Source organism: Arthrobacter sp. TmtSoilC48 (assembly GCF_059739425.1).
Map to the genome: position 1 here is coordinate 2,788,407 of NZ_AP046049.1, position 26,784 is coordinate 2,815,190.

At 62.8% G+C, this 26,784-nt stretch carries 26 protein-coding genes; 11 read left to right on the forward strand and 15 right to left on the reverse strand.

Going from position 1 to position 26,784, the window contains the following annotated elements; translation table 11 throughout:
• Nucleotides 1–77 precede the first annotated feature (77 nt).
• Complete coding sequence (gene polA, locus AC6I97_RS13100) at nucleotides 78–2,720, reverse strand: DNA polymerase I (RefSeq protein WP_497947083.1); 2,643 nt, start codon at nucleotides 2,718–2,720, stop codon at nucleotides 78–80.
• Between the two features lie 160 nt (nucleotides 2,721–2,880).
• Between polA and AC6I97_RS13105 the strand changes: the two genes are divergently transcribed.
• A complete protein-coding gene (locus AC6I97_RS13105) occupies nucleotides 2,881–3,345 on the forward strand; it encodes a hotdog fold thioesterase (RefSeq protein ID WP_223932901.1) in 465 nt (154 codons plus the stop codon).
• Nucleotides 3,346–3,367: 22 nt separating this feature from the next.
• On the opposite strand, the gene AC6I97_RS13110 is transcribed toward AC6I97_RS13105, so the two are convergent.
• From AC6I97_RS13110 to AC6I97_RS13135, 6 genes are all read right to left on the reverse strand, one after another.
• On the reverse strand, nucleotides 3,368–3,913 hold the full coding sequence (locus AC6I97_RS13110) for a dihydrofolate reductase family protein (protein WP_224164342.1): 546 nt from the start codon (nucleotides 3,911–3,913) through the stop codon (nucleotides 3,368–3,370).
• A gap of 13 nt (nucleotides 3,914–3,926) precedes the next feature.
• Entirely contained in the window at nucleotides 3,927–4,856 is a 930-nt protein-coding gene (locus tag AC6I97_RS13115) for a hypothetical protein (RefSeq protein WP_224090183.1), read from the reverse strand.
• Nucleotides 4,853–5,851 carry a hypothetical protein gene (locus AC6I97_RS13120; protein ID WP_224090182.1) on the reverse strand — a complete coding sequence of 333 codons (999 nt, stop codon included), beginning with the start codon at nucleotides 5,849–5,851 and terminating at the stop codon, nucleotides 4,853–4,855. Before AC6I97_RS13120 ends, AC6I97_RS13115 begins: the two co-directional genes overlap by 4 nt.
• A gap of 92 nt (nucleotides 5,852–5,943) precedes the next feature.
• Nucleotides 5,944–6,165 (reverse strand): hypothetical protein, encoded by a 222-nt coding sequence (locus tag AC6I97_RS13125; RefSeq protein ID WP_216925815.1) that lies wholly within the window; start codon nucleotides 6,163–6,165, stop codon nucleotides 5,944–5,946.
• Nucleotides 6,162–7,367, reverse strand: a complete 1,206-nt coding sequence (locus AC6I97_RS13130; protein WP_224090181.1) for an inorganic phosphate transporter — start codon at nucleotides 7,365–7,367, stop codon at nucleotides 6,162–6,164. Before AC6I97_RS13130 ends, AC6I97_RS13125 begins: the two co-directional genes overlap by 4 nt.
• A gap of 179 nt (nucleotides 7,368–7,546) precedes the next feature.
• Nucleotides 7,547–8,053 (reverse strand): HAD domain-containing protein, encoded by a 507-nt coding sequence (locus AC6I97_RS13135; RefSeq protein WP_224090180.1) that lies wholly within the window; start codon nucleotides 8,051–8,053, stop codon nucleotides 7,547–7,549.
• A 132-nt stretch (nucleotides 8,054–8,185) separates the two neighbouring features.
• Here AC6I97_RS13135 and kynA point away from each other — a divergent pair, with 132 nt between their 5' ends.
• Genes kynA through AC6I97_RS13150 form a run of 3 tightly spaced genes read left to right on the forward strand, consistent with a single transcriptional unit; the run spans nucleotide 8,186 to nucleotide 11,184 of the window.
• Entirely contained in the window at nucleotides 8,186–9,055 is an 870-nt protein-coding gene (gene kynA / locus AC6I97_RS13140; protein WP_497945074.1) for a tryptophan 2,3-dioxygenase, read from the forward strand.
• A gap of 36 nt (nucleotides 9,056–9,091) precedes the next feature.
• On the forward strand, nucleotides 9,092–10,330 hold the full coding sequence (gene kynU, locus AC6I97_RS13145) for a kynureninase (RefSeq protein WP_497945075.1): 1,239 nt from the start codon (nucleotides 9,092–9,094) through the stop codon (nucleotides 10,328–10,330).
• A complete protein-coding gene (locus AC6I97_RS13150; RefSeq protein WP_497945076.1) occupies nucleotides 10,327–11,184 on the forward strand; it encodes a PaaX family transcriptional regulator in 858 nt (285 codons plus the stop codon). Before kynU ends, AC6I97_RS13150 begins: the two co-directional genes overlap by 4 nt.
• On the opposite strand, the gene AC6I97_RS13155 is transcribed toward AC6I97_RS13150, so the two are convergent.
• The 6 genes from AC6I97_RS13155 to AC6I97_RS13180 all read right to left on the reverse strand — a co-directional run bounded on the left by AC6I97_RS13155 (nucleotide 11,171) and on the right by AC6I97_RS13180 (nucleotide 17,066).
• Entirely contained in the window at nucleotides 11,171–12,511 is a 1,341-nt protein-coding gene (locus AC6I97_RS13155; RefSeq protein ID WP_497945077.1) for an MFS transporter, read from the reverse strand. The two genes, AC6I97_RS13150 and AC6I97_RS13155, sit on opposite strands and share 14 nt — an antisense overlap.
• A 39-nt stretch (nucleotides 12,512–12,550) precedes the next feature.
• Complete coding sequence (locus AC6I97_RS13160; RefSeq protein ID WP_497945078.1) at nucleotides 12,551–12,841, reverse strand: Dabb family protein; 291 nt, start codon at nucleotides 12,839–12,841, stop codon at nucleotides 12,551–12,553.
• Entirely contained in the window at nucleotides 12,838–14,496 is a 1,659-nt protein-coding gene (gene chcC1 / locus AC6I97_RS13165) for a 4-oxocyclohexanecarboxylate 2-dehydrogenase (RefSeq protein ID WP_497945079.1), read from the reverse strand. The genes AC6I97_RS13160 and chcC1 overlap by 4 nt, the downstream gene beginning before the upstream one ends.
• Before the next feature lie 35 nt (nucleotides 14,497–14,531).
• Entirely contained in the window at nucleotides 14,532–15,317 is a 786-nt protein-coding gene (locus tag AC6I97_RS13170) for an SDR family NAD(P)-dependent oxidoreductase (RefSeq protein ID WP_497945080.1), read from the reverse strand.
• A gap of 221 nt (nucleotides 15,318–15,538) precedes the next feature.
• Nucleotides 15,539–16,333, reverse strand: coding sequence for an IclR family transcriptional regulator (locus AC6I97_RS13175; RefSeq protein ID WP_497945081.1), 795 nt, complete (start codon nucleotides 16,331–16,333; stop codon nucleotides 15,539–15,541).
• A gap of 1 nt (nucleotide 16,334) precedes the next feature.
• Nucleotides 16,335–17,066: a GntR family transcriptional regulator gene (locus tag AC6I97_RS13180; RefSeq protein ID WP_497947085.1), complete on the reverse strand. Its 732-nt coding sequence runs from the start codon at nucleotides 17,064–17,066 to the stop codon at nucleotides 16,335–16,337.
• Between the two features lie 112 nt (nucleotides 17,067–17,178).
• Here AC6I97_RS13180 and AC6I97_RS13185 point away from each other — a divergent pair, with 112 nt between their 5' ends.
• The 7 genes from AC6I97_RS13185 (at nucleotide 17,179) to AC6I97_RS13215 (ending at nucleotide 24,484) form a co-directional block, all read left to right on the forward strand.
• A complete protein-coding gene (locus tag AC6I97_RS13185; protein WP_497945082.1) occupies nucleotides 17,179–18,612 on the forward strand; it encodes a sugar porter family MFS transporter in 1,434 nt (477 codons plus the stop codon).
• An 8-nt stretch (nucleotides 18,613–18,620) separates the two neighbouring features.
• A complete protein-coding gene (locus AC6I97_RS13190; RefSeq protein WP_497947089.1) occupies nucleotides 18,621–19,526 on the forward strand; it encodes an N-acetylglucosamine kinase in 906 nt (301 codons plus the stop codon).
• A 40-nt stretch (nucleotides 19,527–19,566) separates the two neighbouring features.
• Complete coding sequence (locus AC6I97_RS13195; RefSeq protein WP_497945083.1) at nucleotides 19,567–20,646, forward strand: SIS domain-containing protein; 1,080 nt, start codon at nucleotides 19,567–19,569, stop codon at nucleotides 20,644–20,646.
• Between the two features lie 127 nt (nucleotides 20,647–20,773).
• Complete coding sequence (locus AC6I97_RS13200) at nucleotides 20,774–21,910, forward strand: LolA family protein (protein WP_497945084.1); 1,137 nt, start codon at nucleotides 20,774–20,776, stop codon at nucleotides 21,908–21,910.
• 105 nt (nucleotides 21,911–22,015) lie between these two features.
• The gene (locus tag AC6I97_RS13205) at nucleotides 22,016–22,951 is read left to right on the forward strand and encodes an ABC transporter ATP-binding protein (RefSeq protein ID WP_497947092.1); all 936 of its coding nucleotides are present in this window, start codon (nucleotides 22,016–22,018) and stop codon (nucleotides 22,949–22,951) included.
• Between the two features lie 76 nt (nucleotides 22,952–23,027).
• Nucleotides 23,028–23,843: an ABC transporter permease gene (locus AC6I97_RS13210; protein WP_497947096.1), complete on the forward strand. Its 816-nt coding sequence runs from the start codon at nucleotides 23,028–23,030 to the stop codon at nucleotides 23,841–23,843.
• A gap of 20 nt (nucleotides 23,844–23,863) precedes the next feature.
• The gene (locus AC6I97_RS13215; RefSeq protein ID WP_216925826.1) at nucleotides 23,864–24,484 is read left to right on the forward strand and encodes an L-threonylcarbamoyladenylate synthase; all 621 of its coding nucleotides are present in this window, start codon (nucleotides 23,864–23,866) and stop codon (nucleotides 24,482–24,484) included.
• Nucleotides 24,485–24,510: 26 nt separating this feature from the next.
• On the opposite strand, the gene AC6I97_RS13220 is transcribed toward AC6I97_RS13215, so the two are convergent.
• Both AC6I97_RS13220 and ligD read right to left on the reverse strand, forming a co-directional pair.
• Entirely contained in the window at nucleotides 24,511–25,527 is a 1,017-nt protein-coding gene (locus tag AC6I97_RS13220) for a serine hydrolase domain-containing protein (RefSeq protein ID WP_497947100.1), read from the reverse strand.
• Nucleotides 25,528–25,649: 122 nt separating this feature from the next.
• Nucleotides 25,650–26,675: a non-homologous end-joining DNA ligase gene (gene ligD, locus AC6I97_RS13225; RefSeq protein WP_224164331.1), complete on the reverse strand. Its 1,026-nt coding sequence runs from the start codon at nucleotides 26,673–26,675 to the stop codon at nucleotides 25,650–25,652.
• Between the last annotated feature and the right edge of the window lie 109 nt (nucleotides 26,676–26,784).

Sequence of the window (26,784 nt, forward strand, 5' to 3'; positions counted from 1 at the left end):
CGAGCCTAGCCAGACGCCGGAGGGCGCGCCACCATTCAGGCGGCGCGCCCTCCGACGATCCTTGGAAGGTCTCGCGGCTAGTGGCCGGCCTCATACCAGCTGGAGCCCACGCCGAGCTGGACGTCCAACGGGACTGACAGCTCAGCAGCAGCCCCCATTTGCTCCACCACGAGTTTCTCGACAGCCTCGCGCTCTCCCGGTGCGACCTCGAGTACGAGTTCATCATGGACCTGGAGGAGCATCCGCGATTTCAAGCCCTGGCCCGCAAGTTCGGCCGAAACACCCAACATTGCCCGCTTGATGATATCGGCGGCGGAACCCTGGATGGGCGAATTAAGGGCAATTCGCTCGGCTGCTTCCCGGGCCTGGCGATTGGTGCTGGTGAGGTCCGGGAGGTAACGGCGACGACCCTCAATGGTGGCTGTGTAACCGTCCACCCTCGCCTGGTCCACAACGCCCCTGAGATAGTCGCGCACGCCGCCGAAGCGATCGAAGTAGTCCTTCATCAGCGTCCGGGCCTCGTCCACGGAAATTTCCAGCTGCTTTGAGAGGCCGAATGAGGTCAGCCCGTAAGCCAGTCCATAGGACATGGCCTTCACTTTGGATCGCATCGCGCTGGTGACCTCGGCAGGAGCGACGTTGAAGATCCGCGAGCCCACGAAGCGGTGCAGGTCCTCCCCGTCCCTGTATGCCTGGATCAGTGCTTCGTCACCGGATAGGTGGGCCATGATGCGCATTTCGATCTGTGAGTAGTCAGCGGACAGAAGGCATTCATACCCTTCGCTGACCACGAAGATCCCGCGGACACGGCGACCTTCTTCGCTGCGGACCGGGATATTTTGCAGGTTGGGGTTGTTCGAGGAGATCCTGCCCGTGGCAGCAATGTTCTGCGCATAGGTGGTGTGGATGCGCCCATCGTCCGCCACGGACTTCTTAAGGGTTTCCACCATCTGGGCGAGCTTGGACGATTCCCGGTGCGCCATGAGCTGCACCAGGAACTCGTGGCCGGTCTTCTCCAGCAGGGCCTTCAACGATGCCGCATCCGTGGTGTAGCCGGACTTGATTTTCTTGGTCTTCGGGAGGCCGAGTTCCTCGAAAAGGACGGTCTGCAGCTGCTTGGGCGAACCCAGATTTACCTCGTGCCCGATCGCGGCGAAGGCCTGCTCCTGGGCGTTCTCGATCACCTTGGTGAGGTCCGCAAGCTGCTCGTTCATGCGGTCCATGGAGACGTAGATACCAGTCAGTTCCATCTGTGCCAGGACGCGGGACACAGGGAGCTCCAGCGTGGTCAGCAGGGCGTCGGCCTTGCGGTCGGCGAGTTCCTTCTCGAAGTGCTTGCTGAGGGCATGCACGACGGCGGCCTGCTGGACGAGCGCTGCGGCTGCGGCTTGGTCGCTGCCTCCCATGAGGTCCAGCTCCAACTGCCCGGCCGACGCGGTTACAACGCCCAGGGAGATCTTGAGGTGGACCTGGGCGAGTTCAGGGAGGTCGTAGCTGCGGCGGTCAGGCTGGATCAGGTATCCGGAAACCGAGGTGTCATCAACCACGCCTTCCAGTCCCAGGCCACGGTTGTGCAGGGCCTTGAGGGCGGCCTTGAACTCGTGCACCACCTTGGCTTCTTCAGGATCCCGGAGCCAGTTGGCCAGCACCGGCTCGGCTGCTGAATCCAACTCCGTGAGGTCGATATAGGCAGCGCCATTGTTCCGGACCACTGCCAACGCGTTGGCATCCTCGCCTATGCGGCCTTGGACGGGCTGGATGGCAATCGCGGAACGTGTGCCGGAGCCGGCGCTGAAGAAGGCCTCCAACTCAGCGGCGTCCTTGAGCGTGGCAAACTCAGGGGCTTCGATGGTGTCCGGGGCGGCACCGGTGGTGTCGTCACCGTACAGATCGAACAACCGGGCGCGCAGGGTGCGGAATTCCAGTTCCTCGAACAGTTCCTCGATGGCCTGCCGGTCGGGGCGCGGCTCGTGGAGGTCCTCCAGCCCGACGGGCAGTTCGAGGTCCGTCAGCAGCTGGTTCAGCCTGCGGTTACGTTTGACGTTCTCCAGGTTCTCCTTGAGTGCCCCGCCCACCTTGCCGCCGATGGCGTCCAGGTTCTCCAGGATGCCCTCCAGGCCACCGTAGAGGTTGATCCATTTGGCGGCGGTCTTTGGCCCCACGCCCGGTACGCCCGGAAGGTTGTCCGCGGATTCGCCCACCAGTGCGGCGAGGTCCGAATACAGGGCAGGCTTGACGAAGTACTTCTCCTCAATGGCCGCGGCATCCAGCTTGGGGATGTTGCTCACGCCCTGTTTGGGGTAGAGCACAAACACGTTGTCATTGATGAGCTGGAAGGAGTCCCTGTCCCCCGAGACCAGGAGGACCTCAAAGCCGGCGGCATCCGCCTGGGCAGCTAGAGTGGCCAGGATGTCATCAGCCTCGTAGCCGGGCAGTGCGATGGTCTTGATACCCCAGGCCTCCATGACCCTGGCGATGAGGGCGATCTGGCCTTGGAACTCCGCAGGCGTCGCGTTGCGGCCACCCTTGTACTCGCTGTACTCGGCCTTGCGGAAGGTGGTGTCGTCAGAGACGTCGAACGCCACGGCGACGTGCGTTGGCTTCTGGTCCTTGATCAGGTTGATGAGCATGGAGGTGAATCCATGCACGGCGTTGGTGTGCTGGCCTCTGGCGGTAGAGAAGTTTTCAGCAGGAAGGGCGTAGAAGGCCCGGAATGCCATGGAATGGCCATCCAGGACCAGCAACCTGGGCCGGCCCTCCCCCGTGGTGCTGGATGAAGCGGTGGAAGAGGGGGTGGGTGCTGTTGCAATGGCAGCAGCTTGGGCCGTTGGAACCTGGTCCGGTTTGGTTGTTTCACTCACAGGTGCCAGCCTAGTTGGCATGATGGACAATTTCACGCCGAACCGGTTTGTCGACGAACTGAACGAGGCAGGTGTGCCCGAAGAGTTCCATGATTGGCTTTCGGGGCACGGCGTCGGCTCCCTTGTGGTGAAAATGGGGATCCGGTTTACCGAGCTCAGTGCCGAGCGGACTGTGGCAACCATGCCAGTGGAAGGGAACACACAGGTAGCCGGCATCCTTCACGGCGGAGCCCACGTGGTCCTCGCCGAAACCCTGGGTTCATTTGCTGCCTCGCTTCACGCCGGCAGGGGACGGCACGCCGTAGGAATCGAAGTTGGCGCAACGCACCACCGCTCCATTGCAAGCGGCACGGTAACCGGCACATGTACGGCGATCCACCTGGGCGGGACGTTGGCCACCCACGAGATCGTTATCACCGATGAAAAAGGTCGCAGGCTTTCAACCGCCCGGATTACCAACATGATCCGGAACAACCGCCACTGATCCGGGAGTTGCTGCCTAACAGCTACCGTGGCGGCATACGGTAGTGCAGTTCAGCCGCGGCCCCGCCAAGGATGCGCGAGGAGAGCAACTCAAGTGGCGCCGTCGGGCCCTTCAGCGGCAGCAGCCGCTTACCGGCGCCAAGGACAACCGGGATGATGGTGACGATCATCTCGTGGAGCAAGCCGGCGTTGGCGAACTGGGCCACGAGGTCGCCGCCGCCCACCAGCCAGACGTTCTTGTCTCCGGCGTCGGCGAGGAGATCCGGTGCGAACTCGCGCACGTCCCCACGGACGAACGTGACATTGGAACCGGCCGGAGCTGAGTACTCATGATGCGTGAACACCCAACAGGGGATGTCCGGGTACGGCCACTTGCCGGGCTCGTGCTCCATGAGCCAACGGTAGGTCCCGCCGCCCATGGCGACACAACCCACACCTGCGAAGAAGGACTCATAGCTGCCGCTCACGCCTTCAACCTGGTCGAATTGCAGGAGCCAGCCGAGATCGTCATCCTCGGAAGCAATGAAACCGTCCACGGTGGACGCCACGTAATACTGGAAGATCGACATGGCCCCACACTAGTCAGTTGGCGCTGGCGTTCCCATACTCCACACGCACACTGCCATCATCACGCAGTACCACCACCCGGCCCTGGGCAAGCGTCCATCCATCGTTCAGCAGGAAGATCCTTCCTCCACTGACCACCAGCAGCCGCAAACCCGTGTACCGGTACAACGGCTCAGCGTCCGTACCAGCCGAGTCCTCATGGACGTTGGGCGCTGTCACGGCCAACCGCTCCTTGCTGTAGACCACGGCCGTTGGCAGCAGGCTGGATCTTTCCTGGTAATCGATGGCCGCGCCCCGCCCAAGGGCCTGCGCGTAATCGGAGGTACCCCAGAAAAGGAGCAGGGTGACCAGGACGAACACAAGGGACCTTTCGAGCGATCTCGGAGTGGTGGCGCGGAGGATCCTCTGGGCAGGATCAGCGGCCCGCCGACGCACGCTCAGCCCCCATGCCCCCACGAGCAAGCCGGCGGCGATGAGGAAGGGTGCGTAGAGCAGGATCCGTCCCGGCTGGGTCACGATCGCCACCCACATCACCGCCGCGTAGGCGAAACCAACAACCAACACCACCAGGGCGGCCCTTCGCAGAAGCGTCCGGTGGCGTGCGGCGCCCAGGAGCCGGGAAACGAGCCGGTCCACCATGAGCCACAACAACCCGATCACCACGAGCCAGGCCAGCGGCTGGAAGAGCGACTGGATACTCCGCAGAATAAAGTCCTGCACGGTATAACCAAACAGGCTGACGTCCAGGCCCATGGCCTTCGCCTGGGCATCCGTACGCGCCCAGCCGAAGTAGACCAACAACGCCGTGGCCACGGTCAGGGGCGGACCTATGACGGAGAGGACGTCCAGGGTCCGCTGCCAGCGGTTGTTGACCAGGCTCCGCTCAGCGGATTCTTGAGAGGCAGCGGATTCTTGTGAGGCAGCGGGCTCCTGGGCGGCGCTCATGGAGTTGCCGTGGGGGACGCACCGACAGAAGGGATGGCCGGCGGGGCGCTCCGCGTGGGCTCAGCGCTTGGCTGGGTTCCATTGGTTTCGGGCGTTCCACCCGGGCCCGTGCCGGTGGGTGCGGAATCATCATAGAAAAACGTCACTGTTCCGCTGATGTCCACGGTGTCCGTAATGGAAATGCGGACGGCGGCGCGGCCATCGGACGGCGGCATCCTCAGATACAGCGTTTCGTAGTCCCCTCCTCCGGCAACTATTTCGGGAGCTGCGGGGACGCCGTCGAACAGGATGTCCCCGACCCTGACGTAATAGCCATCCAGCCTGACCACAGTGCCGCCTGACCGGGGGCCGGAGGCACGCGCTGTGCCTGCCACTGGCTTCAGGTCGTTGTCTACTACCGTGAGGCCGCTCAGGTGCCGCGGGCAAGCTTCACCCGGGGCGGTTTCAGGCTTTAGTTGGACTCCCGGGTTGCTGCGGTGTTGGGCGACCGCAGAAGCTGACGTTGCGGCGACGGTGAACTCAAGACACTGGGTCTGCGGTATGCGCGGTGTAGCTGCAACGGCATTCGAAGCGCGCTGCCAGTCCTGCTGCACACCACTTTGCAGTGCCTTGCAGACAGCGGCGGCGGCTTGCCACACGGCAACATCTTCGGCGCCTTCCAGGCTCTTGGCCAGCGCATCGCATTGGAATTGCTGCAGCAGGAGATAGCGTTGACCGGCTGTGGGATCGTTGGGGCCTACCGGCCCAATGGGTACCCAGCGCACCACCGGCGCTTCTGCCTGGGGTGCTCCCGGTCCGGCCGGACCTGCGGGCTGCCCGGCGGTGGGAGCGAGGGCGGTGGGGACCGCTGGTGATGTTGCGTTGGTGGCGGGCGGAGCCGGATTGGGAGATGGACTGCCCTGTGGGGTGTTGTTGGGAACGCACGCAGAAAGTGCCAGCATCAGGACCGGAACGAGCGCCAGTCCGATGCGATGTCTTCGGGAATGGCACTTCATGACAGCCCCACATCTGCCGGATCACGATCACGCAGTGATGTAACTTCACTGCTGATTATTCTCCCGAATGGACTTTGCTGCCAGAGAGGCGGTTACTTTCCGAAGTAGGGCACGATCAAGTAGATGCCGAACAGCACGGCGAGTCCGCAGATGCCAAAGCATACGGCCGCCAGGGAGCGAACGAGTCCGGGCGACTTCTGCTGGGCGTCACCGGCAATTGCGGTGAGGCGTACTCCCAGGGAGTAGAGAACCACCAGGGTCACAGCAGCAACGAGCGTGACGCCGGCAACCTGAAGCAATTCCAGCCACTTCATCGCTGCACATCCTTGTTGTTGACGGACTTTCGGGATTTCTTTTTCTTGCTGAACTTCACGGCGTGGCCGGCCTCTTCAACTTCCACTGCGTTGTGGTGGCCAACATGCGATTTACGCGACGCAACAAACATGAAGACGACGGCGGCGCTACCGACGACCGCGGCAATGACGACACCCACGACGCCGATGTTCACCAGGAGCGCGGTAAGCCCACCCACGATGGCCGACGCCGGCAGGGTGAACAGCCAACCCAAAGCGATCTTGCCGGCAGTGCCCCAGCGAACGGAGGTGCCCTTTCGGCCCAGACCTGAGCCAATGACGGAACCGGAGGCGACCTGCGTGGTGGAGAGCGCGAAACCCAGGTGGGAAGAAGCCAGGATGGCTGAGGCCGTGCTGGTTTCGGCCGAGAAGCCTTGCGCCGGCTTTACTTCGGTCAGGCCTGAACCCATGGTGCGGATGATGCGCCAGCCGCCAGCATAAGTGCCGATGGCGATGGCCAAAGCACAAGCAGCCACGACCCAGAACTGCGGACCGGATCCCGGAGCCTGCGTGCCTCCTGCAATGAGGACCAGGGTGATGATGCCCATGGTCTTCTGGGCATCGTTGGTGCCGTGTGCGAGGGCTACGAGGCTGGACGTGAAGATCTGGCCGGTCCGGAAACCACCGCGCTTCTGCGTGAGCTTGTCACCCGTTTCGGGGTCGTGCCGGGAGGTCAGCGCGTAGGCCAGGCGGGTGCAAAGGTACGCTACGGCCCCGGCGATGAGGGGTGCAAAGACAGCTGGCAGGATCACCTTCTGCAGCACTGTTTCAAAGTTGATGGAGTGCAGTCCGATACCCACCACCGCGGCGCCGATAAGGCCACCGAACAATGCGTGCGAGGAACTGGAGGGCAGGCCTTTGAGCCACGTGACCATGTTCCAGAGGATTGCACCCATCAGACCGGCGAAGATGATGTCCGGTGTGATGTGGATTCCGTCCGAGCCTTCCCGGATGAGTCCCCCGGAAATGGTTTTTGCCACTTCGGTTGAAAGGAACGCCCCAACAAGGTTGAGCACGGCTGCCAGGGCAACCGCCGTCTTGGGCTTGATCGCCCCCGTAGCGATAGGCGTAGCCATCGCATTGGCTGTGTCGTGAAAGCCGTTGGTGAAGTCAAAGAATAGGGCCAACGCTATGACAAGCGCGACCATGAAGGTGATTTCCACCTGTTGCCCAATCTGCAGAGTCGACGTTCAGCAGTTCCACTTCCCCATACCTGCCATGCACAGCATAGTTCAGCCATTGTTCACCTGACTGGACTTGCCGCACTCTATCCGGCGGGCTTGAAACCTTAAGAATCCTACGTGCCAACCACCGAGCGGCCAAACAGGTACCGTCGCTTCGGTCAACCGAGGAAGGTACGGACCGCGGCAAGATCGCGGCGGGAGAGTCCCTTGCGTGGATCCGGTGAGATGCAAAGCACACGGTCCTGGTGGTATTCAGCCCAGGAACGGGCGTCTGACTCCTGGCCAAGTTGGTCGTCAAGCCACACGAAGCGCTCGGCTCCCATCGCGGCCAGGTCCTTCTGGAGCGCCCCGAGTTTCCACCATTCCGCGCTTTGGTCCCACCCCTGGCTGGTAAGGACAGGCCAATCCTCGCCCTTCAGTCCAATGGCAGGACAGAGAAACTCCGGGGCAAGGCGTTCCCAGGTGGTGAGCCATACAAAGCGGGCGAAGGGATGCTCTGCCAGCTCGTTGAGTTCGGCCACTGCCTCGGGCGCGAACGCGACGTCAAGGATGCCGGCGTCGGCGATTTTCCATTCACCACCCCAATCAGTGACGCCCTGGGGGCCGAACGGGTTCACCACGCCGTCGACGTCCAAATATATGGACACCGGCATGTTGGAGGCCATGGTCGTCCTCCCTTCCCCGCGTTCCGGTCTACCAAGCCCAGCGTACGGCACTGCGGCGAACGTCAGGGGAAAGAACGTGCGGGGCGAAATCATTCGCTTGACGTTCGTCATGGAAGTGATAATCTCGAAGGTATGGAAAAGCCCCCAGTCCATTCCTCCCAAAGTGTCCGCCACATAGAAGACTCAGTGCGCACCGATTTCCGGCATGCAATGTCCTATGGCGGTTATCTGGACCTGGACCACCTGCTCAACTCGCAGCATCCGCTCAGCCAGCCCGAGCACCACGACGAACTGCTGTTCATCATCCAGCACCAAACCAGTGAGCTGTGGCTCAAACTCGTCCTGCATGAGCTCCTGGAAGCCCGCAGGCTTTTTGACCAGGACAACCTTGGCAAGGCGCTCAAATGCATCGCCCGCGTCAAGGCCATCCAGCGCACCATGACAGAACAGTGGTCGGTCCTGGGCACGCTCACGCCCCGCGAGTATGCACAGTTCCGCGGATTCCTGGGTAGTTCCTCAGGTTTCCAGTCGTATCAATACCGCGGGGTTGAATTCCTGCTGGGCAACAAAAACAGGGGCATGCTGCGCGTTTTCGAAAGCGACCCCGAAGCACATGCGCTGCTCAGCCGGCTCCTGGATGAACCCACCCTGTACGACGCCTTCCTGGCGGTGCTCGCCCGGGCCGGATACGACATCCCGGCCGACATTTTGGAGCGGGACACCAGCGAGCCTTGGACGTTCCGAAAGGATCTGGTTCCGGTCTTCCAGAAGATCTACGAATCGGATGATACCCAATGGGGCCTATACGAGGCCTGCGAAGACCTCGTGGACATCGAAGACAACTTCCAGGCCTGGCGGTTCCGGCATCTGCGCACCGTCCAGCGGACCATCGGGTTCAAGGTGGGCACCGGCGGCTCCTCAGGTGTCGACTTCCTCAAACGCGCCCTTGACCTCACCTTCTTCCCCGAGCTGTACGCCGTCCGTACTGAGATCGGCAACTAAGCAAACACCCGCCAAGCCTTTCCCAAGGAGGGAACCATGACTACTGCCCAGCAGACCCAACGGCCAACGTCGGCCGAGCTGGACGCCGCAGATCCTCTCGCCGCCCAGCGTGAGGCCTTCTACACGCCCGACGCCGGCCAGCTCACCGCTTATCTCGACGGCAACTCGCTCGGACGTCCGCTGAAGGCAACCGCAGCGAACCTCCAATCCTTCGTCCATGATGCCTGGGGCAGCCGGCTGATCCGCGGCTGGGACGAACAGTGGATGGATGAGCCTACACGCGTGGGCGACCGCATCGGCGAAGTGACTCTTGGTGCCGCTCCCGGGCAGGTCACCGTGGGCGACTCCACCTCGGTCATGCTGTACAAGCTGATCCGGGCAGCGGTAGATGCCCAGCCTGGCCGTGACGAGATCATCATTGACAGGGACAACTTTCCCACGGACCGCTTCATCATCGAAGGGATCGCCAAGGAACGCGGGGCAAGCATCAAATGGATCGCCACCAACCCCGCAAGCGGCGTTCGTGCGGCGGACCTTGACGGGCTCCTTGGCGAGCGGACCGCCGTCGTGGTTCTTAGCCATGTGGCCTACCGCTCCGGGTTCCTTGCAGACGCGAAGGCAATCACCGGCAAGGTGCATGCCGCAGGTGCCCTCATGCTCTGGGACCTGTGCCATTCCGTAGGTTCCGTGCCGTTGGACCTTGATGCCTGGGACGTCGACCTGGCCGTTGGCTGCACCTACAAGTACCTCAACGGTGGTCCGGGCTCCCCCGCATTCGCGTATGTCAACGCCTCGCGGCAGAACCTTCTCCAGCAGCCCATCTGGGGGTGGATGGGTGCCGACAATCCATTCGGCATGACGGATTCATACCGTCCCGCCGCGGGAATCCGGCGGTTCATCACGGGTACTCCTCCTGTTCTTGCCATGCAGCCGATCAAGGACATGGTGGAGCTGATCGCCTCTGTGGGCATGGATTCGGTCCGGGAGAAGTCGGTCAAACTCACGGAGTACGCGATCGCCCTCGCGGACGAGCTCCTGGTTCCACTTGGAGTAGAAATCGTGAGCCCCCGCGACGCTGCCGAGCGTGGCTCGCATGTCACGGTGGACCACCCACTGTTTGCCGATGTGACGGCGAAACTGTGGGAGCGGGGCGTCATTCCAGATTTCCGTCCCCCGCATGGCCTGCGCATCGGGTTGTCTCCCTTGAGCACGAGCTACGCCGAGGTTGAGCTGGGAGTGACAGCTATCCGCGACGCCCTCGCCGAACTGCTGTGAGTGCCGTTCTTGACGATATGGACTCCCGTCCCGGGAGTACCACGTCGTTGCTGCGAACCGTCATCGGCTTGTACCTGCGGGAAGCGGGCGGCTGGATGTCGGCCAAGGACATCGTCGTCCTCATGGAGGCCCTTGGCACGTCCGGTACAGTGACCCGGACTGCCCTGGGCCGCCTGCGGAAGAAGGACGTTGTCCTTCAGGAGACGCGCGACGGGATCCCTGGTTTCACGCTGACCGAAGGAGCGGCATCCATGCTGGCCCGCGGCGACCGCAGGATTTACAACCCCACCAGCATGTCACCGTCCGATCCGTGGTGCCTCGTCTCCTTTTCGATTCCGGAGACGGAGCGGGAGAAGCGTCACCAGTTGCGGCGCAGGCTCCACTGGATTGGCTGCGGGACGGTGGCCGCCGGCCTGTGGATCTGCCCGGATACCCTTCGCGGCGAGGTGGAGGAAATCCTCGCCGACCTCGAACTCCGGGGAATGGCCACCCTCTTCGTGACTCAAACCCCGCTGGTGGGCGGCAGCCTGGAGGATGCCGCCTCGAAGTGGTGGGATCTGGACGCGGTAGCGGAACTCTACAAGGATTTCATCCGCGAGCACGGGTCTGCCGTGCCCGCCCAGGACGGCGACGGCATCGATGCCGGCGCCTTTGCCAGGTATGTCCAATGCATCGACCGCTGGCGGATCATCCCCTACCTCGACCCCGGGCTGCCCGGGACATTCCTGCCCGAAGACTGGCCCGGGGCCCAAGGAACTGCGTTGTTCAAGCAGATAATGGACGCCTACGCCCAGCCAAGTGCGGACTTCGTGCGCCGCACCTTGCAGGGAAGTACCGCGGTTACTGTTTCCTAGCGGCCACTCCGCGCCAGTATGGCTCGCCGAGCTCCTTGATGGGCGTTCGTGCCGTCTCGCGGGAGTAGAAGGCGGCCACGCCGGCGATCGCCATGCAGAGGACCGCGAAGCCCGCTACAGGTAGCCAGCCATCGTGTCCCTTTCCCAAAAGAATGCCTGCGATCAGTGGGCCAAATCCAGCCACCACCAGGCCCAGCTGGTTGCCCAAAGCCATTCCGGAATAGCGGACCGGAGCCGCAAACAGCTCGGCAAAGTAGGCTGGCCAGATGCCGTTGAAGCAGGAATACAACAACGTCATGTTCGCCAAGGCCGCAGCAAAGACCAGCAGGATGTTGCCCGTGGACAACGCACCGAAGTAGGCGAAAATCGTGACCGAGCAGCCGAGGGCAGCCGTGAGGAGAAGCGGCCTGCGCCCCACCTTGTCGGAGAGCTTTGCAGTCAAGGGCATCACGAACATGGACAAACCAATCGCAAGGGCGTTGACCGTGAGGATCGATGCTTTGTCGAAACCGGCAGTTCCTGTGGCGTAGGACAGGCCGAAGACCGTGAAAATAGTCTGCATGACGGACATGATGGACATGCCCACCACCCGGATCACGTCTGCTGACTGGAAGCGCAGGACCTCCCGGAGTGGCATGGGCGCAACCACTTGACTGGCCTTTGATTCCTCGAATTCCGGCGTCTCGTCCAAATGCGTGCGGACCCAGTAGGCGATGGCCAGCACCACGATGGACAGCCAGAACGGGACGCGCCAGCCCCAGCTCATGAGTGCTTCGGTAGGCAGCGCAGCTACGGGGATGAACACAAGCGTTGCGAGGACCATCCCCGAGGCGTAGCCGGTCATGACGAAGCTCGTGAAGAAGCCACGGCGGCCTTCCGGGGAGTGCTCCAGGGTGAGGGTAGATGCGCCCGCGGACTCTGCACCCGCCGAGAAGCCTTGCGCCAGGCGGCCGACCACCAGCAGGATGGGAGCCCAAACTCCAATCTGGCTGTAACTGGGCAGGAACCCGATGCCAAGGGACGCCGTGCCCATGACGCCCAGCGTGATGAGGAGGATCTTCTTCCTGCCCAGTTTGTCGCCGAAGTGGCCCATGACCAGGCCGCCTACCGGGCGGGCAACATAAGCGACTCCAAAGGTGGCGAACGCGCCTATGAGTCCCACCGCAGGGTCCTCGGACGGAAAGAACAACGGACCGAAGACCAGCGCGGCAGCGGAACCGTAAATGAAGAAATCGTAGTACTCCAGGGTGCTGCCCAGAAACGAGGCAAGTGCGGCTTTCCGTGGTGTTTTTTGCAGTTTTTGCGGCTGGCGGGTGGTGCTTAACATGGCAATTCTCCTTTGAATGGCAACGTGCTGCGGCCAGGGCTACAGCGGAAAGTCGACGGCGATGATCTGTTCGCTGTTGGGGAACGAATACTTCTTGAGGGGCTCATGCAGGGGATGGGTGTTGTAGGCCTCGATGTCTTCCACCGCATTGAAATCGGCCACAATGGCGTAGTCGAAAGAGCGCCCTTGCTGGAGGATGTCCGGGCCGTGGGTGAGCTTCAGCAGCCCCGGAATGTTGCCCTCCATCCGGTCAAGGCCCTCGATCCAGGCTGCTTTGTCCATCGGCGGGAAATCCGGTTTGAACTTGAACAAGACCGTGTGGCGGATCATGCGCCCACCCCCGCCGGGACAGCCTCATACTCCGCGGATTGGCCTGCCAGGGTCCGGCCTGCCAGGTACCCCATGGTCATGATGGGTCCCAGGGTCGCGCCAGCTCCGGGATAGCCCGCAGCGTAGGCATTTTCCGCAGTGTTTCCTGCGGCGAACAATCCAGGAATTGGTTGTCCGTCCACGTCCAGTACACGCGCGAGGCCATCCGTCGCCACGCCACCATTGCTGCCAAACGCACCATTGACCACCTCCATCGCGTAGAACGGGCCGGTTTGCAGCGGACCGAGCGAGGGGTTTGGCCAGGGGCAATCGTCGTCTCCCCAGTATTTGTCGTAGGCACTTTCGCCCCGGCCAAAGTCGGGGTCCTCTCCCTTGACTGCGAACTCATTGAAGCGTTCGACCGTCGCCTTCAGGTTCCCTGCGGGGACGCCGATCTTCAATGCCAGTTCTTCCAGGGTGGGCGCCTCGATCAGGTAATTCGGCGTGGGCTGGCCCGCCCTGTGCGCGAGGACCCCATATCGTTCCAGGTAGCTGTAGTCGAAGACCACGTGGGCCGGAGTATTCAGGGTCTGGTTGTTCGGCGAATCCCACGACTGCAGGCAGCGGGCGAGATCGTTGTAGTTCTGGGATTCGTTGGCAAAGCGGCGGCCGTGGCGATTGACCATGAGCGAGCCCGGTCCCTGACGTTCAAACCGGAGCAATGTGCCAATGGGTGCTCCGTCGCGGGTGTCGCCCGTAATGGACATGGGCGCCCACCACGCTTCACGGGTTGCCCTGGTCTGGGCACCGATCCGTTGTGCCATTTTTAGGCCGTCTCCAGTGTTGGAGGGCGGCGAGCACATGATGTACAAGCGTGAAGCCAGGAGCGAGTCCGCCAAAGCCTTGTCCCATTCGAAACCTCCGGTGGCGAGGACTACGCCGTCGTTGGCGTGGAAAACTTCACCCGACTCGAGTTCGACGCCCGCTACCCTGCCGCCGTCGTACTGGAGCCGGTGGCCGCGTGCGCCGACTACGAGCGCAGCGTCATCGCGGACCAGGCTGGCCAGCAACATCGCCACCAAGGCCTGACCCTTGGCCACGAGGCCCCGCTCTTGCCGCTGGTTGAGTTCTTTCCAGGGGAACTTGGTGAAGGCGCCCCACGTCTCGTACTCCTGCATGGTGAACGGTGCCCGGCCATCAGAACGGACGTGGGCTGCGAGTTCGCCGAGCGCCTCCCGGATGTTGAACAGCTCCGGCTCCACCGTCCTGCCGCCCTCCACCGAGCCAGCGAGATCCTGGCGGTAGTCCGGAAAGTTGTCCAGGAAGATGAACCTGACGCCGCACTCGTCCTCTGTGAAACGGAGCATGGTGTCGCCGTAATTCAAAGCTGCATCCAGCAGTTCATCCCGGCCGCGGCCGCGGGCCACAGCCCGGACGTAACGGGCGGCCGCACTCTTGGAATCGTTCAGTCCGGCCGCACGTGCATGGTGATTGTCGGCCACCCAGAGCATGCCGCCCGAGACGGCGGACGTACCGCCCAGCAGCTGGGTTTTTTCAAGCACGACGACGGACTTGCCGGCGCGCGCGGCAGTCGCCGCTGCCGTCAAAGCGCCCGCGCCGGAACCAACCACTACTACGTCGTAGGTATCGGAACGTGTGCCGTTCAGGAATTTCATGATGGTGCCTTTCTGGAAAATTGTGGTGGTGATGGTCAGACAGCTGTGTAACCGCCATCGATGACGAGCTCGGAGCCCGTGGTGAATCGGGATTCATCGGAAGCCAGGTAGAGGACTCCGTACGCAATTTCGTCCGGTTCACCCTGGCGCGGGAGCGGGTTGCCGCCCACGAGCTGCTTGTAGTAGGCCTCCGGTCCGATGTCTGATTGCTCAGCCGAGCGTCGGCTCATCCTGGTGTTCATGGAACCCGGGTGGACAGAGTTCACCCGCACGCCATGGACGCCATAGGCTGCGGCATCGGACTTGCTCAGGAGCCGGACGGCACCCTTGGTCGCATGGTAGAGCGGAACATTACGCCCACCGGTGAGTCCGTGGATGGATGAGAAGTTGATGATGCTCCCCGACTGCTTGTCGATCATCCCCGGGACGATGTACTTGGTCATCAACCACACGCCCTTGACGTTGACGTCAAAGATCACGTTGAAGTCGTCAAGGCTTGCGGTGTGGCTCGCTCCCGCTGGTCCGATGATGCCTGCGGCGTTGACCAGAATGTCCGCAGTGCCGAGATCCGCGGTGAGTTGCCGGACAACCTCGGCGACACTCGATTCGTCGGTGACATCGACGTCGTACTCCCTGACGCCCGGGTGGCTGGCCCCGCCGGCAGTGCCTGCCCGGTCAAGGCTGGCGACCACTGCTCCATGATCCGCCAACAGGCGGGCCGTTGCACCGCCCAGGTCTCCCCTGCCTCCCGTGACCACGGCCACCTTGCCGGCTACGCGTTGTGCCGTCAATCCTTGAAGTGGCTGCGTTGCTGTCTCCATGACCAGCTCCTCCTGCCGCAGCATTGCGGCTGCTCAAAATCGTCTCGACTCAAAATCGTCTCGACTCAACATCGTTTCGACTCAATACCGTTTCGACGCAGGGCAGCACGGAATTGCCCGTTGCGGCTTCGTTTTGTGGTTACCGGGCGAGTTGCCCTGCTTGGGTTCCACTGTGCCAGCGCGCCTGTGAGAGGAACCACAGCGTTACCGATGAACGGGAATCAGATGTTGCCGTTGCTCTGCCGCAAGGCGCCTTTGAGTTCGCCGCGCCACCCCAAAGCACGCGAGATGCCGCGGGCCGCCGTCATCAAAACGGGTACCCGGGTGGCGGCATTTTCTTCATTCCGCGGGACGACGACACTCAGCGCGGCCACCACCTTATTGGCGCGGTCAAAGACAGGAACTGCGATGCCGCTCGACTCGGGAACGATGATTCCGGGCATGGAAGCGAAACCACGCTGGCGGATGCCCGCCAGATGGCGGCGCAGTACAGACGGATCGGTAAGTGTCGAGTCCGTGAACTTTTCCAGGGGCCTGGACAGGAAGAGGTCCTGGTAGGCAGCCGGAGAGTGGGCAAGCAGCACCAATCCGGACGAAGTCCCGTGCACGGGGAGGCGCCCAGCGACCTTGGTGATGTCCACCATGGAATCCCTGGAACCGATCCGCTCGATGTAGAGCACTTCATCCGAATCCAGGATCCCCAGCGTTGTTGAATGCTGAACCACGGACTGGACGTCCTCCATGAACGGCAGGGCGGCTTCACGCAGCCCCACCATCCGGGAACTCCTGGAGACGAGTTCCCATAACCGGGTGCCGATGCGAACCTCGCTGTTGGCTTCGCGTTCCAGCAGCCCCTCCGCGAGCAGCTCATCGACCAAGCGGTACGTCGTGGTGACGGGGAGCTTTGAACGGCGGGCAAGGGTGGCCACGCTCATGGTGCGGTGTCCGTCGTCGAAGGCTTCCACCAAGCGGACTACCCGACGGATAACGGACTCCCCCGACGGCGAATTGGCCATCTCAGGCGCCCGACTTCACCCGGGAAACGAAGCGGAACCGGTCGCCGCGGAACGTGCTGCGCGTCCATTCGACAGGGACCCCTGCAGCATCCCGCGCCAGGCGGTGGACCACCAGCAACGGCGCCCCCATTTCGATCCCGAGCAGCCGGACGTCCTCCGGTCCAGCCAGTGCTGTCTCCACGGTGTCCTCGACGTCGGAGATATGGATGCCGTAAATGTCGGCCAGGGCTGCATAGAGAGAACCGGCCTTTTCCAGGTTTGCCTTGAAGCGTGGCAGCTTGCCCGGTAGGTAAGCGACCTCGTGGGCCAGGGGTTCGCCGTCGATCAAGCGAATTCGCTCAAGGCGTGTGACGCCATCGCCAGGATCGATTCCCAAATGCGCTGCGACGTCGACGTCCGCCTTGGCCGCAGCCAGGGACAGGAGGTTGGAGTCAGGCCGCAGGCCTTGGTTCCTTGCGTCGTCGGAGAAGGACGTGAGCTGCCGCACGTGGGTCATCTTTGGCGGCGCCACAAAGGTGCCATGGCCCTGGATGCGGCCCAGTTTCCCCTCCGCGACGAGCTCGCTGATGGCTTGCCGAACGGTGGTGCGGGACGTCTTGTACTTCTCCGCCAGAGCCCGTTCCGTGGGGATGAGGGTGCCCGGCTGGAGTCCGGCGATCGAGGCAAGCAGCTCGGTCTTGAGGACGTAGTACTTGGGCATTGCCGCCGCGACATCTGTGGACATATTGGACATCCTACTTGTAGACAAGGTGATTGGTCTATGCCAATCTAGTGCAGGTTGGTCTAAACCAATTTCGGAGAATCTCCGCTGAACCCCTACTTTTCCACAGATCCAAGGGACAAAGATGTCGATCCTGCAAGACCTACGGCAAACACCCAAGCTCGGGCTCCTGGTGGGCGGCGCCGCCGCCACCATCGGCGTGATTTACGGCTACGACATGTCCAACATCGCCGGCGCCCTGCTGTTCATCACCAAGCAGTTCAGCCTCACAACATCCCAGCAGGAACTTGTGACCACCGCAGTGGTTGCCGGAGAGGTGCTGGGAGCCCTGGTGGGTGGCTGGCTATCCAACCGCGTGGGCCGCAAGGCGTGCATGGTGGGCCTGGCGATCGGATACGCGCTCTTCGCAGTGCTCAGCGCCATGTCCAACGATGTGCCGACACTGCTCATTGCCCGACTACTGCTGGGCCTCACCATCGGCATCTCCGTGGTGGTGGTTCCCGTGTTCGTCGCGGAGTCGGCGCCGGCGAAGGTCCGCGGCGCCCTGCTGGTTGCGTACCAGGTGGCAACCGTTTTCGGCATCATCGTTGGCTACCTGGCGGCCTACGCCCTGGCAGGCACTGGCTCATGGCGGTGGATGCTTGGCCTTGCAGCGATCCCGGCAATCATTGTGCTCGCCATGGTGGTCAAGCTGCCGGACACTGCCCGGTGGTACATGATGCGGGGCAGGACGGTGGAAGCCAGGCGGACCCTGTCCGCTATTGAGCCCGGGACAGACGTCGACGCCGAATTGGCAGAGATGCAGCGGGCTATCAGCGAAGAACGCGGCGGCGGCCTGCGCGAAATGCTGCGCGTTCCCTACCTCCGCGCAACGGTGTTCGTGGTTGGCCTGGGCTTCTTCATCCAAATCACCGGCATCAATGCCGTGGTCTACTACAGCCCCAGGATCTTTGAAGCCATGGGTTTCAGCGGCAATGCAGCGCTCCTGTTGCTTCCCGCGGCAGTGCAGGTGGCCTCGCTCGTCGCTGTCTTTGTTTCCCTGTCATTGGTGGACCGTCTGGGCCGCCGCCCGGTGTTGTTGACGGGCATAGGCATGATGGTGGTGGCCAATGTCCTGTTGGTAGGTGTCTTCATGGCCGGCCAGGACTTCGGCGGCCTGCTCACCGTCCTTGGCTTCCTTGGCGTTCTTCTTTTCACGGTCGGCTTCACGTTCGGGTTCGGTGCACTGGTGTGGGTATACGCCGGCGAGAGCTTCCCTTCCCGGCTCCGCTCGCTTGGTGCAAGCGCGATGCTGACCTCCGATCTGGTGGCAAATGTCCTGGTGGCAGCGTTCTTCCTGACCATGCTCCAGCGGTTGGGTGGTGCAGGCACCTTCGCAGTGTTCGGTGTTCTGGCTATCCTCGGCTTTATGTTTGTCCGCAAGTTCGCTCCCGAGACGAAGGGCCGCCCCTTGGAGGAAATACAGCAGTACTGGGAAAACGGTGGGAAGTGGCCGGAGGCCGAAGCGGCCGGACACATCCCCGCACAGGAAGACACCGAACCGGCGGTTGTCCGGTGACGCCGGCGGTGTTGGGCCTTCATATTGGAGGTTCCAAGACACATGCTGTCCGTTCGGAGCTGGATTCGGGCCCAGGCCAGGGCACGGAACCAAGCAATGAGGCACCTCTTGAGATCACCGAGGCGAGCGCCAACCTGTCCTCAGTGGGTCACCAGGGAGCAGACGCCGTGCTGCGGCGGATCGCGGCGGCTGTCGGTGACGGTGTCCAGGCGGTTTGCGCCGGTGCCGCGGGGGCTGATACGCCTGCCAGCAGGGCAGTCCTGAGTGCTTTGCTGACCGAGCGCTTTCCGGGTGCCAGGGTCGAGGTGGTCCATGACACCCGCATCGTCCTCGCCGCAGCAGACCTCGACGCCGGAGCGGTCCTGGTCGCAGGCACCGGCTCGGTAGCCTGGGGCCGGAACCGGGAGGGACAGGAGGCGCGCAGCGGAGGCTACGGCTATTTGCTCGGCGATGAAGGCGGAGGATACTCCGTGGTTCGTGACGCGGTCCGGGAGGCCCTGCGTGAGTACTACGCGGGGCTGGAACCCGGCACGATGGTCAGCGCCCTTTTGGCTGCGACGGCGAGCGCGGACGCGCTGCAGCTCATGGATCTTTTCTATGCCAAGCCAGAGCCGGACCATTGGGCTGGCCTTGCACCGTTGGTCCTGGATCTTGCGGTTGAGGGTGATCCCGCTGCGTTAAGGATTCAAGCCGAAGCCGCGCATTCCCTGGCCACGTTGGCCAGGCAAGTACTGGGCGAGCTTGGATTGGACCTGCCTTTGGTGATGGCTGGTGGTCTCCTGGTCAATCAAGAACAACTGGCAGGCGCTGTTGCCCGCAAGGTTGCCTTGGAGGATCCCTCACTGATCAGGATCCTGGGCCAAGCCCCGGTGCACGGCGCGGTAAAGCTGGCCCGGCAATTGATCGCTCCCTGACTCCCAGAGATTTTGTCCCTTCGAAAAACAGACAGGAACCATGACCATCACTCCTACCTCCCCAGGCGTCCCGCACTCTGTTCCGGCCACTCCAGGTGCCAAGATGGCCCATGAGATCAGCGAGCAGCCCCAGGTACTCGCCGGACTCCTGGATTCGGGCCGCCAGCAGTTCGTTGCCATGGCGGACATCATCAAGAGGACGTCCCCGCGGTTTGTCCTGCTTGCCGCCCGCGGCACGAGTGACCACGCGGCGTTGTATGCGAAGTACCTCATTGAAATCAGTCTGGGGTTGCCGGTTGGCCTTGCCTCGCCGTCGACCCTTACTGCGTATGGAGCCAAGCCCCAACTGGAAGGTGTGCTGTGGTTGGCGGTAAGCCAGTCCGGCGGTTCACCGGACCTGGTGGAGTCGACGGCGGCAGCCCGCCGTCTTGGCGCCCTCACCGTGGCGGTGACCAACTCTCCGGGGTCCCCGTTGGCCGGGGCTGCGGAACATCACGTGGATATCCTGGCCGGGAGCGAAACTGCGGTGGCGGCTACCAAGAGCTACACGGCACAGCTTCTGGCTCTGTGGTTGTTGGTGGATGCGTGGCGTGGTGGAACGTCCGCCAACGCGGCGGGCATTCCTGACTGGGCCGCTTCGGTGCTGGCTGACGATGCCGTGTTGGACGTGGCCGGCAGTTACCGCTTTGCCGAGCGCATCATCACTACGGGTCGCGGCTATTCCTATCCCACTGCGAGGGAGGGTGCCTTGAAGCTCATGGAAACTTCCTACCTTCCCGCGCAGGCATTCTCTGGCGCGGACCTCCTGCATGGACCGTTTGCGATGATCGACTCCCAGCATCCTGTGATTGCCGTTGTACCGGAGGGAATCGGGGGAACGGCCATGCGCCCGGTCCTGGAGAGGCTCGTAGAACGGGGTGCCCACGTGTGCGTGGTGGGTGACCTCTCTGCCGCCCTTCCGGGTAGTTTGGTTGTTCCTTTGCCTGCGGGCGTTCCGGAGGAGCTTTCTCCTATCCTGCAGATCCTGCCGCTCCAGCGGCTGGCCTTGCAGTTGTCGGTGGAACGCGGCAACGATCCGGATGCTCCGCGTGGCCTGATGAAGGTGACTGAGACCTGGTAGAGGCCGTTGCGTGCGCGGCTGGATGTGCACACCGCATCCAGCCGCGCATCCAGCCGCGCACCGATGATCCGCACAGGTAACCGGAGTAGTCTGGATTCATGCCTCTCACGTGTGGTGGTCGGTAGTCATGGCGCGGGCCAGGCAGCGGTGGCTGCCAGCTCTCCTGGTTCCCCTTGCACTGGCGTTGGCGGCGCTCATCGGCTCCGTCCAGGCTGGCGCGAGTGTTTCCCTGCCGCCCAAAACAGCGGACGAGATCCTGGCCATGATCGCCCGTACCGAGGTGCGCGCTTTATCCGGCACTGTGGTGCAAACCGCTGAGTTGGGTCTGCCTGAGGTTCCCACTGCCGGCCCGGGAATCGTACCTGGGGCCACCTCGGCACTTGAACTGCTCACAGGTTCGCACACCGCCCGCGTTTATCTGGACGGACCCTCCAAAGCCAAGCTGCAGATCCTGGACAGGATGGCCGAGCGTGACTTTGTGGTCAACGGCGGCGATGCCTGGTTCTACAATTCCGCTGACAACAGCGCTACGCATTTGAGCGTCCCTGTGCCCTCATTGGCAGACCGGGGAAAGTCCCTTCCGACTGAATCAACGCGTCCTGACATTCCCACTCCGGAGGCAATGGCACGTCACTTCCTGTCAGCCATCGATTCCAGCACAGAGGTAACGGTGGGCGAAGCTTCCACCGTTGCGGGTCGAAGCGCTTACCGGTTGAGCCTGGTGCCGCGCAGTGACGGGACACTGGTTGATTCTTTGTCGATCAACGTCGACTCCGAAACCGGATTGCCGCTGCGCGTCGAGGTTCGCGCGAAGGGCCAGCCGGAGCCTGCTTATTCACTTGCCTATACCGAGGTGAACTTCTCCACACCTGACGCGGCCTTGTTTAACTTCACTCCTCCGGCCGGTGCAACTGTCACGGAGAAGCCGGTCCCCATGAAGCCAATGCCGCCGGAGATGGAAGATCCTGCCGTCCCGGCACCGGATGAGCCTGTTCCGGCACCGGGGGGATCATCCATTCCCGTGCTCCCCAATCCCGGCCCTTCAGTGACCGGCGAAGGGTGGGACACCGTGATCGGGTTGCCCGCTGGAACGGCGCCCGCTGATCTCACATCGAACCCGCAACTCGCCCAGGCCCTGCAACCCGTGAATGGCGGACGGGCGTTGACCACGGCCCTGGTGAGCGTCCTCATTCTCGACGACGGCCGCGTGTATGCCGGCTTGGTGCCTTTGGACCGGCTCGAATCAGCCGCGAATGCCCAATGACCGGTGCACAATGATCGGTGCACAACCTAGGGCAACCTGTGAACAGCGCCCCATGATCGGCATCCTGTGACGGAGATCCGCGAAGCTGCTCCCGGCTCCCAACCGATGGACCTTGCGATAGAAACCCATGGCCTCGTGAAGCGCTTCGGGCACCGTTCCGCAGTGGATGGCATTGACCTTGCGGTCCCCCGCGGCGCGGTCTACGGCTTCCTGGGGCCCAATGGGTCGGGAAAGACCACCACGATCCGCGTTTTACTTGGACTGGCTTCAGCGAACAGCGGCGAGATACGGGTTCTGGGCAAGGACATGCCCCGGCAGTGGGCCTCGGTGTTGCCCGATGTAGGCGCGCTGGTGGAGGGGCCGGGGTTCTATCCGTTTCTTTCCGGAGCGGCCAATCTGCTGCGGCTGGATTCAGCGGACCGCCATGCATCGTCTTCCACCCGGCGCAACCGCGTCAACGAAGCATTGGACCGCGTTGGGCTGGGTCACGCCGCCGGAAAGAAAGTACGTGCCTACTCACTGGGCATGAAACAGCGCCTCGGGCTGGCCAACGCCATGCTCCGGCCGCGCGAACTGCTGGTGCTCGATGAACCAACGAACGGGCTGGACCCCCAAGGCACCCGGGAGGTTCGCAGCCTGGTGCGCTCCCTTGCCGCCGGCGGGACCACCGTCTTCGTTTCCAGCCACCTCCTGGCCGAGGTGGAACAAATGTGTACCCATGTGGGGGTGATGAGTGCCGGACGGCTGGTGGCCCAAGGACCGCTGGATGAACTGCGGTCTGCCGGGCAAGCGCACGTTCTGGTACGAACGCCCGACGTCGAACGTGCTGCCGGTGTCCTGGCCCGGCTGGGGCTGGTGCCCGGCGAAGCACCTGGCCGCGGGGTGATCCAGGGAAACGGGCTGGACGGCGTTGAGCCCGAAGAGATCGTTGCAGCCTTGGTAGCCGACGGCGTACGGGTCCGGGGCTTCTCTGTGGAGAACGCAAGCCTGGAAGAGCGGTTCGTGTCCTTGACCGGAGAGGGGTTCGACGTTGTCGGCTGAAACTGGTGACACCTTTGAGAGGGTCGGAAGGGCTGGAACAACCAGGGCTTCCAATGACAAGGCTCTCCATACCGGGATGGGGTGGGCGTTGCTTGGCTCGGAGTTATCCGTGCTGTTTCGTCGCCTCCGCACCTGGGCCATGCTGGTGGCCCTCGCTGCCGTTCCCATCCTGATTGCCCTTGCCGTCAAGCTCTCGTCCCGGCCGGCGACACCTGGCCGCGGGCCACTGTTCCTGGATCGCATCACCCAGAACGGCCTCTTTGTTGCTGTGACAGCCCTCGTGGTGTGTGTCCCGCTGTTCCTCCCCCTCACTGTCGGCGTGGTGGCCGGAGACACCATCGCCGGAGAGGCCAACCTGGGAACTTTGCGGTATCTGCTCCTGGCACCGGCGGGGCGCATCCGTCTGCTCCTGGTCAAGTACACCGGGGCCGCTGCTTTCTGCTGTGCTGCGACGGCTACCGTGGCAGCGGCTGGGACCTTGGCCGGCGTCGTGTTCTTCCCCATCGGTCCTGTCACGCTGCTCTCCGGCGACATGATCGGGGTTGGCGAGTCAGTCCTGCGCTCCTTGCTGATCGCTGCCTACATCACGGTCTCGCTGCTGGGCCTGTCCGCGATCGGGCTGCTCATCTCGACCTTCACGGACGTACCCGTGGGCGCCATGGCCGCCACGATCGTCCTCTCGGTGGTATCGCAGGTACTGGACAACCTGCCACAACTGGAATGGCTGCATCCTTTCCTGTTCAGCCACCACTGGCTGGGCTTCGCCGACCTCCTGCGGCAGCCGGTTGTCTGGACATCGTTTGGCGAAAACGCGCTTCTCCAAGCGGGTTATATTGCCGTCTGCGGCGCGCTGGCCTACGGGAAGTTCACTACCAAAGACATCCTGTCCTAGCTTTGACGTAGGCTCTCTCCATGGCCAGATTCTTTGACGTCCACCCTGAAGATCCCCAACCACGCGCCATCGGCCAAGTGGTTAATATGCTGCAAAGCGGCGGGCTGATCGCCTACCCAACCGACTCCTGCTACGCCCTGGGTGCCCAGATCGGCAACAGGGAAGCCCTGGATCGCATCCGGACCATCCGGCAACTGGACGACAAACACCACTTCACCCTGGTCTGCAAGGACTTTGCCCAAATGGGGCAGTTCGTGATGATCGATAACGATGTTTTCCGCAGCATCAAGGCCGTCACGCCCGGCAGCTACACCTTCATCCTTCCGGCCACCCGCGAGGTTCCCAAGCGCCTGCTCCACCCGAAAAAGAAGACAGTGGGCGTACGCATCCCGGACCACAAGGTGGTCCAGGCACTCCTTGCGGAACTCGGTGAACCCTTGCTGTCCAGCACGCTTCTGCTGCCTGACCAGGAGGAGCCACTGACCCAGGGCTGGGAGATCAAGGAGCGGCTGGACAACGAAGTGGACGCAGTGATCGATTCCGGCGATACCGGTTCAGAGCCCACAACAGTGATCGACTTCTCCAGCGGCACGGCAGAGGTAGTGCGGCGCGGAACGGGCGATCCTTCACGGTTCGAATAGGGTCCCAGCCCTCCGCAGGAGCGGGGTCAGCGGAACTGGAAACGGCAGCTCGCGTTCAAAGCGACCTGGGCCAGCCCTGTCAGTTCCAAGGCGATGGCCGAGGGTTGCGTGGACAGGGGCAGCGGCGGGTACGCCAAGGAAATGGTGAGCTGACGGTTGCCATCAGCACTGCTGATCGAGATGGTGCCATAGCCGGGTATGTCACCTGAATGGCCGTAATAGAGGCCGTTGGTACACGTGTCGTGCCAGTGGTCCAGCCCCAGTCCGTAATCGGCGAAAACCGGGCCCTTCATCTCCACGAGGCTCTGCGGTAAGAGCAGCCGCCCTTTGAGCAACGCTGCGTAGAAGGCATTGATGTCTGCCACGCTGGCGATCACGCCCTCTGAAGCCGGGCCGCCAGCCTGCGCGGAATGCGTGACGTCCACGGTTTTACCCCGCAGCACTGCATAACCATGGACCAACGCGGCCGGAAGGGGGCCCTCGTCCAACACCTTGGTTGAATGCAAATTCAAGGGATCCAGGATGTCCGTTCGCAGCACGGTTCCCAGTGGAGCCCCCCGCAGCCGCTCCACCAAAAAGCCAAGGACCGCATAATCCGAAAGTCCGCTGGCATAGGGAGTCCCGGAGGTGTGGTCCAACAATTGCCGGACGGTCACTGGCTCTTGCCCCGGCTGCAGGAGGACGTCGATCCCCGGCAGGTATTTGGCGATCGGATCCTCAAGTACCAGCCGGCCTTCTTCCACCAGCTTCAACACGGAAACTGCCACCATGGTCCGCGTCAGCCCGCCCACCCGGATCGGATCATCCGCCTGCACGGGAGCACCTCCGTCAAGGCTCCTAACACCTGCCGCGTGCCTCCACACTTGTTGCCCGGCTCTGGCCTCCATCAGCACCGCCGGCGCACCGTTCTGGAGCATCTCCCGACTAAAGAGTTCCAAAGTTGCCTGCAGCTCGCGAAAGGCAGGTGTTACCGGTGGTGACTGTGATGTTGATGTCGGCGGCGGCGCAGGGACCGTGGGAGGGGCCGCCGTCGAGCTTGTCACTGGCGTCGACGGCAGCGGGTTGGGCCGCGGTTCGCCCGTGCAGCCAGCGAGGAACAGGCCGCATACAAGCGTTGCGGTCACAATGCCCCCGCGTGAACCTGGATGCACACCCGCTCCTGCGTTTACTCCTCCTGCTTGCGCGCCCGGCTGGGCTGCACCCGCATTGGCTCCCCCGGCATCTTGGGAAATTCCGGTGGGAACGGCATTTCGCCTTGGCCGTTCTTGACGTCACGCTCCCACCATTGCAGCAGGACGTCGATGTCTCCGGGCTTGTCATGCATCGTTGCCCACGGGTCACCTGTTGTCTTCAGCCGGTCCGGGACAGTGGTGATGGTGTATTTGGCCGGATCGGAATTCTCCAGCTCTTCCCACGCCAACGGGCACGATACCTGTGCATTTGGCACGGCACGCGGGCTGTATGCGCCGGCGATCGTCCGGTCGCGGTTGGCCTGGTTGAAGTCCACGAAGATCCTGGTGCCGCGTTCTTCTTTCCACCATGCTGTAGTGACCTTCTCGGGCATCCGTCGCTCCAACTCCCGGCCGGCAGCGATCACCGCGTGGCGCACTTCCAGGAATTCATGCTTGGGGTGGATGGGCGCATACACATGCAGTCCCCTGTTGCCCGAGGTCTTGATGAAGGCCGTCAGCCCCGCTTCGTCCAACAACGCACGGAGTTCCTGCGCAGCCGGTATGGCGTCATCAAAGTCGGTTCCAGGCTGGGGATCGAGGTCGATTCGCAGCTGGTCGGGGTTATCGGGATCGTTGGCACGGGAAGCCCACGGGTGGAAAACGACCGTGTTCATTTGCGCTGCCCACACCGCGGCCGCGGGTTCATCGATCACCAACTGCGGATGGGTCCGCGCGCTCGGATAAGTCACCATGACCGAGCGGACGTAGTCCGGCGCACCCTTGGGAGGGTTCTTGGAGAAGAACATTTCGCCCTCGATGTTGCCCGAGTACCGCTGGAGACTGACGGGCCGGTTGCCGTTGGCAGCCACAAAAGCGTCCCCCACGTCCACCAGGTAGTTTGCCAGGTCCAGTTTCGTCAGCCCGGCCTCAGGCCACATGATGCGGCCTGGACTTGAAATCCGAACTTCTCGGGGGCCCTCGGGACCGGGCACGGAGACTGTTGCTGATTCGCTCGCCATGGCCACAAGCTACCCCGTCAAGGGCGTTCACGTCAGCATCCCGCGTTCCTTTTTTCGGGCGGCGGGGAGTATGCCTGACAGCTCCAAGGCCAAACTGCTTCATGATGGA

Coding starts and splice junctions, on each gene's coding strand:
- polA (WP_497947083.1), bottom strand. CDS start 2,720: ATGGCATTCCGGGCCTTCTACGCCCTTCCTGCTGAAAACTTCTCTACC.
- AC6I97_RS13105 (WP_223932901.1), top strand. CDS start 2,881: ATGATGGACAATTTCACGCCGAACCGGTTTGTCGACGAACTGAACGAG.
- AC6I97_RS13110 (WP_224164342.1), bottom strand. CDS start 3,913: ATGTCGATCTTCCAGTATTACGTGGCGTCCACCGTGGACGGTTTCATT.
- AC6I97_RS13115 (WP_224090183.1), bottom strand. CDS start 4,856: ATGAGCGCCGCCCAGGAGCCCGCTGCCTCACAAGAATCCGCTGCCTCT.
- AC6I97_RS13120 (WP_224090182.1), bottom strand. CDS start 5,851: ATGAAGTGCCATTCCCGAAGACATCGCATCGGACTGGCGCTCGTTCCG.
- AC6I97_RS13125 (WP_216925815.1), bottom strand. CDS start 6,165: ATGAAGTGGCTGGAATTGCTTCAGGTTGCCGGCGTCACGCTCGTTGCT.
- AC6I97_RS13135 (WP_224090180.1), bottom strand. CDS start 8,053: ATGGCCTCCAACATGCCGGTGTCCATATATTTGGACGTCGACGGCGTG.
- kynA (WP_497945074.1), top strand. CDS start 8,186: ATGGAAAAGCCCCCAGTCCATTCCTCCCAAAGTGTCCGCCACATAGAA.
- kynU (WP_497945075.1), top strand. CDS start 9,092: ATGACTACTGCCCAGCAGACCCAACGGCCAACGTCGGCCGAGCTGGAC.
- AC6I97_RS13155 (WP_497945077.1), bottom strand. CDS start 12,511: ATGTTAAGCACCACCCGCCAGCCGCAAAAACTGCAAAAAACACCACGG.
- AC6I97_RS13160 (WP_497945078.1), bottom strand. CDS start 12,841: ATGATCCGCCACACGGTCTTGTTCAAGTTCAAACCGGATTTCCCGCCG.
- chcC1 (WP_497945079.1), bottom strand. CDS start 14,496: ATGAAATTCCTGAACGGCACACGTTCCGATACCTACGACGTAGTAGTG.
- AC6I97_RS13170 (WP_497945080.1), bottom strand. CDS start 15,317: ATGGAGACAGCAACGCAGCCACTTCAAGGATTGACGGCACAACGCGTA.
- AC6I97_RS13175 (WP_497945081.1), bottom strand. CDS start 16,333: ATGGCCAATTCGCCGTCGGGGGAGTCCGTTATCCGTCGGGTAGTCCGC.
- AC6I97_RS13180 (WP_497947085.1), bottom strand. CDS start 17,066: ATGTCCAATATGTCCACAGATGTCGCGGCGGCAATGCCCAAGTACTAC.
- AC6I97_RS13185 (WP_497945082.1), top strand. CDS start 17,179: ATGTCGATCCTGCAAGACCTACGGCAAACACCCAAGCTCGGGCTCCTG.
- AC6I97_RS13195 (WP_497945083.1), top strand. CDS start 19,567: ATGACCATCACTCCTACCTCCCCAGGCGTCCCGCACTCTGTTCCGGCC.
- AC6I97_RS13200 (WP_497945084.1), top strand. CDS start 20,774: ATGGCGCGGGCCAGGCAGCGGTGGCTGCCAGCTCTCCTGGTTCCCCTT.
- AC6I97_RS13205 (WP_497947092.1), top strand. CDS start 22,016: ATGGACCTTGCGATAGAAACCCATGGCCTCGTGAAGCGCTTCGGGCAC.
- AC6I97_RS13210 (WP_497947096.1), top strand. CDS start 23,028: ATGGGGTGGGCGTTGCTTGGCTCGGAGTTATCCGTGCTGTTTCGTCGC.
- AC6I97_RS13215 (WP_216925826.1), top strand. CDS start 23,864: ATGGCCAGATTCTTTGACGTCCACCCTGAAGATCCCCAACCACGCGCC.
- ligD (WP_224164331.1), bottom strand. CDS start 26,675: ATGGCGAGCGAATCAGCAACAGTCTCCGTGCCCGGTCCCGAGGGCCCC.